The sequence below is a fragment of the Amycolatopsis sp. Poz14 genome (assembly GCF_006704225.1).
Classification (GTDB): domain Bacteria; phylum Actinomycetota; class Actinomycetes; order Mycobacteriales; family Pseudonocardiaceae; genus Amycolatopsis; species Amycolatopsis nivea.
Window position 1 is genome coordinate 3,095,941 of sequence record NZ_JACLHD010000001.1, and the last position, 12,211, is coordinate 3,108,151.

At 67.1% G+C, this 12,211-nt stretch carries 9 protein-coding genes; 6 read left to right on the plus strand and 3 right to left on the minus strand.

What is annotated here, in order from left to right:
• Together FKO37_RS15020 and FKO37_RS15025 are read left to right on the plus strand one after the other, a co-directional pair.
• Positions 1 to 963 carry a flavin reductase gene (locus tag FKO37_RS15020; protein ID WP_134728790.1) on the plus strand — a complete coding sequence of 321 codons (963 nt, stop codon included), beginning with the start codon at positions 1 to 3 and terminating at the stop codon, positions 961 to 963.
• An 11-nt stretch (positions 964 to 974) separates the two neighbouring features.
• Positions 975 to 2,585: an FAD-dependent monooxygenase gene (locus tag FKO37_RS15025; protein ID WP_238604715.1), complete on the plus strand. Its 1,611-nt coding sequence runs from the start codon at positions 975 to 977 to the stop codon at positions 2,583 to 2,585.
• A 59-nt stretch (positions 2,586 to 2,644) separates the two neighbouring features.
• On the opposite strand, the gene FKO37_RS15030 is transcribed toward FKO37_RS15025, so the two are convergent.
• Positions 2,645 to 4,021, minus strand: coding sequence for an aldehyde dehydrogenase family protein (locus FKO37_RS15030; protein WP_238604716.1), 1,377 nt, complete (start codon positions 4,019 to 4,021; stop codon positions 2,645 to 2,647).
• 55 nt (positions 4,022 to 4,076) lie between these two features.
• Positions 4,077 to 5,228, minus strand: a complete 1,152-nt coding sequence (locus FKO37_RS15035; protein WP_238604717.1) for a CdaR family transcriptional regulator — start codon at positions 5,226 to 5,228, stop codon at positions 4,077 to 4,079.
• Between the two features lie 74 nt (positions 5,229 to 5,302).
• Here FKO37_RS15035 and FKO37_RS15040 point away from each other — a divergent pair, with 74 nt between their 5' ends.
• The gene (locus FKO37_RS15040; RefSeq protein ID WP_238604718.1) at positions 5,303 to 6,913 is read left to right on the plus strand and encodes a thiamine pyrophosphate-binding protein; all 1,611 of its coding nucleotides are present in this window, start codon (positions 5,303 to 5,305) and stop codon (positions 6,911 to 6,913) included.
• Between the two features lie 195 nt (positions 6,914 to 7,108).
• Here FKO37_RS15040 and FKO37_RS15045 read toward each other — a convergent pair whose 3' ends face one another.
• On the minus strand, positions 7,109 to 8,281 hold the full coding sequence (locus FKO37_RS15045) for a M20 family metallopeptidase (protein ID WP_238604719.1): 1,173 nt from the start codon (positions 8,279 to 8,281) through the stop codon (positions 7,109 to 7,111).
• A gap of 166 nt (positions 8,282 to 8,447) precedes the next feature.
• Here FKO37_RS15045 and FKO37_RS15050 point away from each other — a divergent pair, with 166 nt between their 5' ends.
• The 3 genes from FKO37_RS15050 (at position 8,448) to FKO37_RS15060 (ending at position 12,195) form a co-directional block, all read left to right on the plus strand.
• Positions 8,448 to 9,128, plus strand: a complete 681-nt coding sequence (locus FKO37_RS15050; protein WP_037817913.1) for a FadR/GntR family transcriptional regulator — start codon at positions 8,448 to 8,450, stop codon at positions 9,126 to 9,128.
• An 89-nt stretch (positions 9,129 to 9,217) separates the two neighbouring features.
• Positions 9,218 to 10,267, plus strand: a complete 1,050-nt coding sequence (locus FKO37_RS15055; RefSeq protein WP_238604720.1) for a histidinol-phosphate transaminase — start codon at positions 9,218 to 9,220, stop codon at positions 10,265 to 10,267.
• A 161-nt stretch (positions 10,268 to 10,428) separates the two neighbouring features.
• Positions 10,429 to 12,195 (plus strand): iron ABC transporter permease, encoded by a 1,767-nt coding sequence (locus FKO37_RS15060; protein ID WP_238604721.1) that lies wholly within the window; start codon positions 10,429 to 10,431, stop codon positions 12,193 to 12,195.
• Positions 12,196 to 12,211 lie beyond the last annotated feature (16 nt).

Genomic DNA, 12,211 nt, shown 5'->3' on the forward strand with positions numbered 1-12,211 from the left:
ATGACCTCCGACCAGCAACGGATCGACAGTTTCCGCCAGGCCGCCGGACGGTTCGCTTCCGGGGTCACGGTGGTGACGACCGCGCTCGACGGGCACCTTTACGGGATCACCGCGACCTCGTTCGTTTCCCTTTCGCTGAACCCGCTTTTGGTGACGGTCTCGATCAATTCGCACAGTCCGATCCTTGACGAGATCCGCGCGAGCGGGGTCTTCGCGATCAACGTGCTCGGCCGTCATCAGCAGGACGTCTCCGCGTGTTTCGCGCGACGTGGACGCGGCCGGAGCAAGGAACGGTTCGACGAGGTCGAGACGCACACCGAGGCCACCGGCGCGCCAGTCGTCACCGGCGCGCTGAGCTGGTTCGACTGCACGGTGCACACGATGCTCGGCGGCGGTGACCACATCATCCTCGTCGGCGAAGTCGTTTCCGCGGGCGGTGGGACCGGGCAGCCGTTGCTGTACTGGTCCGGCGAATACCGTGAACTCAGCACGGCGGAAGAAGCCGAGGCGGACATCGGCCGGATCGCGGATTCGCTGTCCATTCAACTGCATTTGCACGGGATGCGAACCGAACAGCTGCTGGAAGCGCAGCACGCGGTCGAACCCGCTGCCGCCGCGCTCGCCGCGCGTGCCGCGGCTGACGACCAGGTCGCGCAATTGCGAGCGCTGGTCGAGGAATCGGAGAAACACGTCCACGACGCCAGCCGCTACAACCCCCTGTCGCTGGAATTCCATGCCCGGCTCGGTTTGCTCAGCGGGAACCCGGCGATCGCGGCGTCGGTCGGTGCGTTGAACCGTCCCCGGGAAAGCGTGTATGCCGTGCACACCAACGCTGAACGGGCTTCCCGCGCTGTCGACGCGCACCGCCGCATCCTTCAGGCCATTGAGGACCGTGACGAGGATGCGGCCCGCCGGTTGATGACCGAACACCTTGGCGTGGTGGCACAAGGAATGCCGTGCTGAACGGAGAAACCATGGACGCAGACGTCCTCATCGTCGGCGCGGGTCCGGTCGGGCTTGTCGCCGCTTTAGACCTCAGCAGCCGCGGCGTGTCGGTGATTGTCGTCGAGGAACGGGAGTTCCTGGAACCGCCGAACGTCAAATGCAACCACGTCGCCTCGCGCACCATGGAAAGCTTCCGGCGGCTCGGCATCGCGGCCGAGGTGCGCGCGGCCGGGTTGCCGCGCGACTACCCGCAGGACGTCGCGTTCCGGACCTCGCTGACCGGACGGGAACTGTCGCGCATCCCGATCCCCGCGAGCGGGGAGCGGTACACCTCCCGCGTCGGCCCCGACACGAGCTGGGCGACACCGGAACCGCCGCACCGGATCAACCAGACGTTCCTGGAGCCGATCCTCGCCCGGAACGCCGCTGCCGCCCCCGGCGTGACCCTGCTCAACCGCACCAGGTTCCATTCGGTGAGCCAGGACGAATCGTCCGTCTGGGTAGTCGTGTCCGACAGTTCGGGCGAGCGCACTCTGCGCGCTCGGTACTTCATCGGCGCGGACGGCGGCCGTTCAGCGGTGCGCAAGCAGATCGGCGCGAAACTCAGCGGCGATCCAGTGCTCCAGCACGTGCAGTCCACGTGCATCCGCGCGCCGAAGCTGTACTCGCTGATGTCCGCCGACGAACCGCGGGCATGGGGTTACTACACGTTCAACTCACGCCGCGTCGGGCACGTGTATGCGATCGACGGCACGGAAACGTTCCTCGTGCACACCTACCTTGCGTCGGAAGACGAGGCGGTCGACCGAGACGAAGCGATCCGCGCGATCCTCGGGGTGGACGAGTCGTTCGAGTACGAGGTCCTGTCCAAAGAGGACTGGGTCGCCCGCCGGTTGCTCGCCGACCGGTTCCGCGACCGGCGGGTTTTCCTCGCCGGGGACGCTTCGCACCTATGGGTGCCGTTCGCCGGATTCGGGATGAACGCGGGCATCGCGGACGTGCTCAACCTGACCTGGCTGCTTGGCGCGCGTCTCGCCGGCTGGGCCGAGGAAGGGATTCTGGCCGCCTACGAGGCCGAGCGACGGCCGATCACCGAACAGGTGTCGCACTTCGCGATGAACCACCAGCGGAAGCTCGCCCGCCCGGGACTTCCCGCCGAACTCGAAGACGACACCCCCGCCGGTGCGGTCGCGCGCTCGTCGTTCGGTGCCGCGGTACGGGCGTTGAACGAGCCGCAGTTCGCCGCCGCAGGGCTGAATTACGGCTACGCGTATCACGATTCCCCGATCATCGCCTACGACGGCGAGGAAGCGCCCGGTTACACGATGGGCAGCTACACACCGTCCACTGTGCCCGGTTGCCGTGCCCCGCACTTCACGCTGGCGGACGGATCCTCGCTGTACGAACATTTCTCGCCCGGCTACACGGTAATTGCTGGCCGAGGAGTTGATATCTCAGCGCTGACCGGTGAAGCGGCACGCCGAGGTATCCCAATCGCGGTCGTTGAAGTGGACACGCTCCCGGTCGAATATGTCTGTCCCCTCACGGTGGTGCGTCAGGATCAAACTGTGGTGTGGCGAGGTGCTCCGCCTGATCGGGCGGTTGCGGCCGAGTTGTGGGAAAAGCTTCGCGGCGCTTGACCCCCGGCCCACAGTGAAGGCCTCCTCGAGGAAATCCCTCAAGGAGGCCTACACTGGTTTCACCGGCGGATGATTTTGCTGGCTGCCATGGCTTTCAGGCCTTCTACGCCGAACTCCAGCCCGTAGCCGGACGACTTCGTGCCGCCGAAGGGGATCGCCGGATCGACGCCGCCGTGCTGGTTGATCCAGACGGTGCCCGCCTCCAGTCGCTGCGCCACCGCGTCGACCTCGTTCGCGTCCGCACCCCACACCGAAGCGCCCAGCCCCTGGTCGGTGCCGTTGGCGCGGCGCACCGCGTCGTCCACTTCGGAGTACCGGATCACCGGCAGCACCGGTCCGAACTGCTCCTCGTCGACGACCGCGGCACCGTCCTCGACGTCCGCGATGATCGTCGGCCGGTAGAACAGTGGCCCCAGTTCCGTCGCCGGGGTGCCACCGGTGACGACGCGGGCGCCGCGTGCCCGGGCCTCCTCGACCAGTCGGGAGACGATCTCGAACTGCGCGGGATTCTGCACCGGCCCGAGCCGGTTCGCCTTGTCCTGCCCCGGTCCCATCGGCGCCTTCTCCGCGCGTTCGGCCAGCGCGGACACGACGTCGTCGTAGATCGATTCGTGCACGTAAAGCCGTTTGAGCGCGGCGCACACCTGGCCAGTGTTCATGAAAGCCGCCCAGAACAGCTTGTCCGCGACGGCGTCGACGTCCGTGCCGGGCAGCACGATCGCCGCGTCGTTCCCGCCCAGTTCCAGGGTGAGCCGGGCGAGGTTGCCTGCTGAGCTTTCGACGATCCGGCGGCCGGTCGCGGTCGAACCGGTGAACACGATCTTGGCGATCCGCGGATGCGCGGCCAGCGCGGCGCCGACCTCGCGATCGCCGGAAACCGCGGTCAGCACGTTCGCGGGGAGGTGGCGGCGGAAGATCTCCGCCAGCGCGAGCACGCTCAACGGCGTGTTCTCGGAAGGCTTGAGCACCACCGTGTTTCCCATGCGCAGCGCCGGCGCGACGTGCCACACCGCGATCATCACCGGGAAATTCCACGGACCGATCGACGCGACGACGCCGAGCGGGACGTAATGCTGTTCCGCGCCGTCCGGCAGCGACTGCGGTTCGAGCACCGTGTCCGCCGCGGACCGGAGCCAGTGCGCGGCGCCGTGCGCCTCGCCGGCGCCACCGGCTTTTCCTTGCTCCGCAGTGATGATCTCGCCGAGTTCTTCGGCGTGCGCGTCGATGTCGTCCGCGATGACGTGCAGGATGCGCGACCGTTCAGCGTGTCCCAATGCCGCCCAGGACGGTTGTGCCTCGGCCGCGGCGGCGATCGCGGCGTTGAGCTGGTCGACCGTGTGCACCGGTGCGTGGCCGACGACTTCCCGGGTCGCGGCGTCCAGGATCGGCCGTCCGCGGTCGTCGGCGACCGAGACGGTGGTCAGCAGTGCGTTCATGCGGGACCCTTCCGTAAAAGTCCACATTGAATATAGTCAATTGGAGGCGGGGCGGCTAGCGAAGACCGGCCAGCGTCGCGATCCGCAGTCCCGCGTGGAGTTCGCGGCGCACCTTCCCGTCGGCGAGATCGACGTCGGCGACCGCGCGCACGCGATCCAGCCGGTAGTAGAGGGTGCTGCGGTGGACGTGCAGGGTCTGCGCGGTGCGCTGGGCGTCGCAGCCGCAGTCGAGGTAGGTCTCCAGGGTCTGCGCGAGGTCTGGTCCGGACTGCGCGTCGAGCAGCCGTCGTACGGCATCGGGGAGATCTGAGATATCAAGGTCCTCGAGGGGGAGTTGCAGCAGCAGCCGGTCCAATCCCAACTCCGACCAGTGCGCCGCGCAGCCGGCGTCGCCGCCGCGCAAGGCGATCCGGGCTTCCCGCAGGGACCGGTGCACGCCGGACAGCGGCGCGTGCGCACCGCCAACCCCCGCGTGCAGACCGGAGAAGGCGGGCTGCGCAAGGAGAGCAGACAGTCGTGCGGTGTCGATTTCGTAGGGCACCAGCAAGACAGCTTCGCTGCCGAGCACCGCGCCGACGGCTTTCAAGGTGGGGAAGGCTGGGATGCTCGACAGCGCCCGGTCCAGTACGAGGCGGAGGGTTGCCGAACTGGGCTCGGCGCGCGGCGGGGTCGCGATCGAGATGACCGTGTAGTGCGGGACGGGGGAGAGCAAACCGCTGGCGAGCAGTTCGTCGGCGGCTCGGACGCGCTGGTCGTCGGTGCCTTCGAGGAGCGCGGCGAGCAGGCGTCGCGCGCGGTCCTCGTCTTCCCGGTTGCCGAGTGCCATCGCGGCCAGCAGCAATCCGATCTGCGCCCGGCGTTCGCGCAGCTCGTCGTCGTCCTCGTAAGCGGACTCGTCGTCCTCGGGGATCGTGGAGGAGAGGTAGCCGACGAGCCGCCCCTCGTGCCGGACCGGCGCGACGAGCCGGGACTGGCCGCCGTCGAGCGGCGGGATCCGGACCGGGTCCTGCGCCTGGCCCACCCGGTAGTCCCGGATGGACTCCCGGGCGCGCGAAGATCCTTTGTGGGACAAGATGATCGCCAGCCGGGCGTGGTCGACGTCCTGGTCGTGCACGCTGAACGCGATCACCGTGAAGTCGGCGTCGAACACGATGATCGGCCGCCCGAGCCGGTCGGCGTAGGCCTGCACCTGTCCTTCGAGAGTCATGCTCGCCTCTTCCGTTGCCAGCTGCCCGAGATTTGATCTATATTCATTATAGACATTTGACGAGAGGGATCCGCATGGCACAGATGACAGGCGGTGACGCGCTCGCCAGCGCGCTCATCAGCGAGGGCGTCGACACGGTCTTCGGCATTCCCGGGGTCCAGCTGGACGGGCTCACCGACGGCATGTACCGCAAGCGCGACGAGCTGGAACTGGTCGTTCCGCGGCACGAGCAGGCGACCAGCTACATGGCGGACGGCTACTACCGCACTTCCGGCCGTCCCGGGGTGGCGATGGTCGTGCCGGGCCCTGGAGTGCTGAACGCCGGCGCTGGGATGGCAACGGCGTACGCCTGTTCGTCGCAGGTGATGCTGCTGGCGGGGACGATTCCGTCGCCGCTCGTGGGGTCCGGGCTCGGGGCGCTGCACGAGATTCCCCGCCAGACGGACACGGTTCAGGGGCTGACCAAGTGGTCGGCGCGGCCCAAGCGGGTCGAGGAGATTCCGGATCTGGTGCACGAGGGGTTCCGGCAGATGCGGACTGGACGGCCTCGTCCGGTCGCGCTGGAACTCGGGCCGGACTTGCTGCACGCGGTCGCGGATCTCAAGCCGGGGGAACCGTTCGGGGTGCGCGAGCCGGAGGCGCCGGAGCGGGATGTTGTCGAGCTCGTGCGGCTGCTGGCGGCGTCCGAGCGGCCGGTGATCCATGTCGGCGGGGGGATGCGGGATCCGCGGGCGTTCAAGTTGCTGGCTCGGCTTGCTGAACTGCTGGACGCGCCGGTGGTGATGAGCGAGAACGGGCGGGGGGCGATTGACGCTCGGGATCCGCATGCGTTGCCTGCCTTTGCTTTGTGGGAGCTGCGGGCTACTGCGGATCTTGTGGTTTCGTTCGGTAGCCGGTTTTTGACGCCGTTTGGGCAGCAGTTGAATATTGGGGACGCGCGGCTGGCGTTGGTGAATATTGACGCGGCTGATCTTCGCGCGCCGCGGCGGCCGGATCTTGCGGTCAATGCTGATGCTGTTGCGGTGTTGGAGGCGTTGGTTGGGCGGCTGTCGCCTCGGGCTGGTTGGGGGACTGAGCTGGTTCGGTTGCGGGAGGATTGTGCGGCTCGGATTCGGGCGCAGGCTGGGCCGCAGATGGAGTTCGTGGACGCTATTCGGGCTGCGTTGCCGGAGGACGGGGTTTTTGTCAATGAGTTGACGCAGATCGGGTATGTGTCTACGTACGGGTTTCCGGTGCAGGCGCCTCGGTCTTATGTGTGGCCCGGGTATCAGGGGACTCTCGGGTATGCGATGCCTACTGCGTTGGGGGCCGCGGTGGGGGCTGGGGGGCGGCCGGTGGTCGCGGTTACCGGGGATGGCGGGATCGGGTGGTCTTTGCAGGAGTTCGCTACTGCTAAGAAGTATGGGATTCCGTTGGTTACTATTTTGTTTGAGGATTCTCGGTTTGGGAATGTTTGGCGGATTCAGCGGGATACTTACGGTGGTCGGTTTATTGGGTCTGAGTTGACTAATCCTGATTTTGAGCTGCTGACTCGGGCGTTTGGGTTGGATTTCGCGCTGGCTGAGGATGCTGGGGCGGTGGAGAAGCATGTCGGGGCGGCTATTGCGGCGGGGCGGCCTGCGGTGGTTAAGGTGCCGGTGGGGGTGTTTCCTTCTCCTTGGCCGTTGATTCACGAGAAGCATTGAGTTCTCGTCGCCTGGCGGCGACATCGGGCCTGGGTTGCGTGGGGCACCCCGAAGCTTGATTGTGCTGACGGTCTGGGGGTGCTTGTCAAGGCGGGAAAGATGCCTTGACAAGCACCCCCAGACCGCAGGGAGGCTTCGTATCGGGGTGCGGGGGAGGGGCTGGGTGCCTCGATGGGTGGGTGCACCGGTGCGGTTTTAGGGCTGTAGGTGGCTTAGGGCTAGTGCTGTTAGTGCTGTTGCTTGGTCGCTTAGCACACTGTCGTCGAAGATTGCGCGCGGGGAGTGGTTCATTTCTGCGGTGTCTGGGGCGATTCCTTCTGGTGTGGTGCCTAGGAAGATGAAGGCGCCTGGGACCGCGTTGAGTACCGCGGAGAAGCTTTCCGATGCCATGATCGGGTGTTCCAGTGGTACGGCTCGTTCTGTGCCGAACAGGTCGGCTAGCACGGTTAGCGCGTGTGTTGCTGCTTTCGGGTCGTTCGCGGTTACTGGGTAGACCGAGCGGAACTCCGTCTCTGCTTGGCAGCCGAAGGCTGATGCGATTCCGGTTGCTAGTGAAGGTAGTTCACGGGCCAGGATTTCTACGCTCTCTGCGGACAGTGCGCGGATCGTCGCGGCTAGTGTTGCCTCGTCTGGGATTGCGTTGATGATGTCGCTTGCCTGCATTTTGGTCACTGACAGCACAACTGGGTCGAAGACCGGGAACCGGCGGGTGACGTAGGTGTGCAGGGCCGAGATGATCTGGGCTGCGGCTGGGACTGGGTCCACCGCTTGGTGCGGTCGTGAGCCGTGGCCGCTGCGGCCCCGTACTCGGACCGTCAGGCTGCTGGCTCCGGCCATGATCGAGCCGGGGCGGGTGGTGAATACGCCGGAGCGGCCTGGCAGGACGTGAATGCCGTATGCGGCCTCGACGCCTGCGAGGATTCCCTCGTCGATCAGGCGTTGTGCGCCGCCGCCGGCTTCTTCGCCTGGTTCGAACATGAAGACAACCGAGCCGGCGATCTCGTCTCGGTGGGCGTTCAGGAGTTTTGCTGCGCCGACGAGTGCGGCTGTGTGCAGGTCGTGGCCGCAGGCGTGCATCAACCCGGGCGTCTGAGATGCGAACGGCAGGTCGGTTTCCTCCGTGACGCGCAGGGCGTCCATGTCTGCGCGCAAGAGGACCGAGGGGCCGGGGCGGGCACCGCGCAGTACTGCGACGATTGAGGTGAAGTCGGGTGGGCCTGGGGTTACTTCCAGGTCCAGTCCAGACAGTGCGGACAGTACGGTTCGCTGGGTGTGCGGGAGGGCGAACCCGGCTTCGGGGTGGGTGTGGAGGGTGCGGCGGAGTGCGACCAGTTCTGAGTGAAGGGCAGCGGGGGCGGAAACCGGCATGGGGGCTCCTTAGGCAACGGTGCGTGCCGCGCTGGTGACGCATGCGTCTAATGTCTACAATCAATATAGACGATGCCGGGTGTTCGGGGTTCCGGTGCGCCTCTAATCTGTCACTACGCGTGACCCGCGTCGGCGACGTCACCGGACCGAGTACTTCGGAGGACCCTTGCCGCAGATCACGAACACCGCCGCTGCCGTCCAGGTCGCTCGCGCGCTCGAGGACGAGATCGTCTCGGAGGGCTGGAGCGCCGGGCACTTCGTCGGGCGCCGTCAGGAGCTGATGGCGCGCTTCGGGGTCGCTCCGGCGACGTTGAGCGAGGCGATTCAACTGCTGCGCGCCCGCGGCATCGTCGATGCCAAGCCGGGGCCGGGCGGCGGGATCTTCGTCGCGACGCGTTCGCCCTTCACGCACCTGAGCGATCAGCTGCTCCAGCTGCGCGAGGGTAAGGCGACCGTGGAGAACTGCCTGCGCGTGCTGGACGCGCTCGACGGTTCGGTGCTGCACGACGCGGTCGAGAACGCTAGCGACGAGGACATCGCTGATATCTCAGCGTGCGCCGACACGTTGAAGGCGGCCTGGGATTCCGCCGAGGCTCCGACGGCGATCTGGGCGCTGCACGCGCGCATCGCGCAGGTGTCGCCGAACGAGCTTTTGCGCAGCCTGTATACGAATCTCGTCGACTACATCATCGCCGCGAAGCTCGAGGGCGTCACCGCGCCGACCACGAAGGAGCGGTTGCGCACGCACCTCGACTTCGCCGAGGCGGTCATGAAGCGCGACCACGAACTGGCGGAGTCGGCGATTTCGCGGCACCGCCGACCTGCCGTGGCAGCTCGGCCTTCCTGAGATCTTGATCCGGGCGAACTTGATGGATGTACACGCGCTCAGAATTATGTATATTCATTACAGTTAATCGTCCGGCTTGAGGAGGATGCATGCTGCTGGAGCTCCGCAGTGTGGTCGACCGCGTGCTCGCCGCCCCCGATCGCTCGTCCCGCGGTGCGCAGCCGCCGATCCGCTTGTCCCAGAACGAAATGCCGTGGGCACCCGCGGACGTCATCGTCGCCGCGATGACCGAAGCGGCCCGGAATGCCCACCGCTACCCCGATTACCACCGTGCCGCGGCACGCGCCGCGGTCGCCGAGGCGATGGGTCTGGACGCGGGGCGCATCGCGATCGACAACGGATCCGGCACGCTGCTGCACGCGCTCGCCCGCCTGGTCTGCGAACCCGGCGTGCACGGCGTGCGCCCGGCGCCGTCCTTCGAGGCGTACGCGGCGGCGCTTTCGCTCGCCGGCGCGGAGTCCACAGAGGTCGGTCTCGACGCGAACGGCGCGATGGATCTCGACGCGATGCTCGCCGCGGTCGGCCCGGAAACCCGCATTGTCTACCTCTGCAATCCCAACAACCCGACGGGCGGGCTGCGCGGGGTCGAGGATATCCGCGACTTCCTGAAAAGCGTCCCGTCGCGCGTGCTGGTTGTTGTCGACGAGGCGTACCGCGAGTTCGTGTCTGCCGAACCGGTGGACGCGACTGTCGGATTGCTCGACGAGTTCGAGAATCTCGTGCTGCTGCGGACACTGTCCAAAGCACACGGTTTGGCGGGCATCCGCGTCGGTTATGCCGCTGCCGCACCGCGGATCGCGGAGGCACTGCGCCGCACGTCTGTCGGCTTCGCGCTCAACAGCGTGGCCGAGGCAGCGGTCATCGCGGCGTTGAGCGCGGAAGGATTGGCTGTGGCGAAGGAAAGAACCGCCGTCATCGTCTCCGAACGCGCCCGGATCGAGGCCACGCTGACCGCGGCGAACGTCGCGTTCGTGCCGAGCCAGGCGAATTTCCTTTTCCTGCCGGGAAACGCGGCCGGCCTGCTGTCCCGTTTGGAGGCTCGCGGCGTGCTCGCGCGGCCGTTCCCGAAGGCGGGCGGGGCGCGCGTGACGATCGGGCTGCCCGAGGAAAACGACGCGGTGCTCGCCGCCCTGATCTGATCAGCGGTTTCCTCCGACACCGTGTCGGAGGAAACCGGAAGGACTTCGGAGAGCCGCTCGATGAGCCGCCGCACCCGAGTTCTTACGCTAACCGGCAGGACGGACGGAGCGGTTCGTCCCCGCGGCGGGCAACCGGCCGCTCGCAGGAAGGAACGACTGCAGTGACGGAGCGCCTTTTCGAGCACGACCGGCGAGCGTCGATGCGCCGCTCGGTGACCGGCGGTGTGCTCAAAGCAACCCTGCTCGCCGGGCTCACGCTGATTTTCGTCTATCCGGTCGCGATGATCGTGCTCGGCGCCTTCCGCGACGGGCTGCCCTCGGACAACATGCCGTTCACCATGGGCGGCCTGCTCGCCGCGTTCGAGGCCCCGGAAACGTGGCACACGCTGTGGAACTCGATCGTGCTGGTCGTCGTGTGCGGCACCATCTCGGTGGCCGGCGGCGGGCTGTTCGCCTGGATCGCGGCCAACACGAACGTGCCCGGCCGCAAGCTGCTCACGCCGATCATGGTGATCAACCTGTTCGTCCCGCCGCTGTTTCACACCCTCGGCTGGATCATGCTCGGCAACGCGCAGAACGGCCTGCTCAACCAGTTCGGCCGGGAGCTCGGCACGCACGGCCCGCTGATCAACATCCAGGGCTGGGGCGGGCTGATCCTGCTGACGTCGCTCGGCTACCTGCCGTTCGCGTACCTGCTGCTGCTCGGCGCGTTCAAGAACCGCGACCAGTCGCTCGACGAGGCCGCGGCGATCAGCGGCGCGGGCACGGTGCGGACCTTCTTCACCATCACGATCCCGTCGGTCGGCCCGGCGATCACCGGCGCGGCCCTGCTGATCGCGGTGCTGGTGTTCCAGTCGTTCGACGGACCGCAGCTGATCGGCCGCCAGGCGGGCATCTACGTCTTCTCGACGCAGATATATCACTACGTCCGGGATGAGGCGCCAGCCGAGTACACCAAGGCGTTCGCGCTGTCGCTCGTGCTGATCCTGCTGGTGCTGCTGTTGTTCCTGGCGCAGCGCTGGATGCTGCGCGGCCGCAGCTTCACCACGCTCACCGGCAAGACGTCGCGGCGCGATCCGCAGGAGCTGGGCCCGATCCGCTGGGTGCTGTCCGCGCTGATCGTCGTGGTGGTGCTGCTGAACTTCCTGCTGCCGCTGTTCGCGATGGTGCTCGGCAGCCTCCAGCCGATCTTCGGCGTGATGAGCACCGGGCTGACCCTGGACAACTACGTCACGATGCTCACCGACCCGCAGTTCAGCTCGAGCCTCGCGCTCACCGCGTGGCTCGCGGTCATCGGCGGCTTCGGCTCGATCTCGATCGCGCTGCTCACGACGTACGTCACCGCGCGGCGCCGGGGATTCCTGCGCAGCTACACCTCGTTCGCCGTCTGGATTCCGTGGGCGCTGCCCGGCGTCGTGCTCGGCCTCGCCTACATGTTCGCCGTGCTTTACCTCCCGGCGTTCCGCGGGCTCTACGGTTCGGCGTTCCTGATGACGCTCGTGCTGGTCGTCGCCACGATCCCGGTGTCCAGCCGGATCGCCGAGGGCGCGCTCGCCCAGCTGTCGCCAGAACTGGAGGAGGCCGGCCGGATGTCCGGCGCGAGCGCGGGCCGGGTGCTGGTGACCATCGTGCTGCGCCTGGTCATCCCGAGCTTCCTGGCCGGCTGGTTCCTCTCCGCGCTGTTCATCTCGGGCAACCTCGCCGTGCCGATGCTGCTGGCTCCGCCCGGGCTGGAACCCGTTTCGCTGACCGCCTTCCAGCAGTTCCTCACCGGCGAGATGTCCCGCGGCGCGGCGCTGTTCATGATCATCCTGCTCGCCGCGTTCGCCGTCCTCGCGCTCGCCGCGGTGTCCGTCAAGCTCGGCGGCCGGATCCTCGGCCGCCGCACCGACCAGTTGTCCGGCTCGTTCTCCCGCATCACCCACTGACCCGAGAGGAAGAACA

What these genes read in the sequence shown, in the direction of transcription:
- FKO37_RS15055 (WP_238604720.1), top strand. Translation starts at nt 9,218, where the DNA reads ATGCTGCTGGAGCTCCGCAGTGTGGTCGACCGCGTGCTCGCCGCCCCC.
- FKO37_RS15030 (WP_238604716.1), bottom strand. Translation starts at nt 4,021, where the DNA reads ATGAACGCACTGCTGACCACCGTCTCGGTCGCCGACGACCGCGGACGG.
- FKO37_RS15020 (WP_134728790.1), top strand. Translation starts at nt 1, where the DNA reads ATGACCTCCGACCAGCAACGGATCGACAGTTTCCGCCAGGCCGCCGGA.
- FKO37_RS15040 (WP_238604718.1), top strand. Translation starts at nt 5,303, where the DNA reads ATGGCACAGATGACAGGCGGTGACGCGCTCGCCAGCGCGCTCATCAGC.
- FKO37_RS15025 (WP_238604715.1), top strand. Translation starts at nt 975, where the DNA reads ATGGACGCAGACGTCCTCATCGTCGGCGCGGGTCCGGTCGGGCTTGTC.
- FKO37_RS15035 (WP_238604717.1), bottom strand. Translation starts at nt 5,228, where the DNA reads ATGACTCTCGAAGGACAGGTGCAGGCCTACGCCGACCGGCTCGGGCGG.
- FKO37_RS15045 (WP_238604719.1), bottom strand. Translation starts at nt 8,281, where the DNA reads ATGCCGGTTTCCGCCCCCGCTGCCCTTCACTCAGAACTGGTCGCACTC.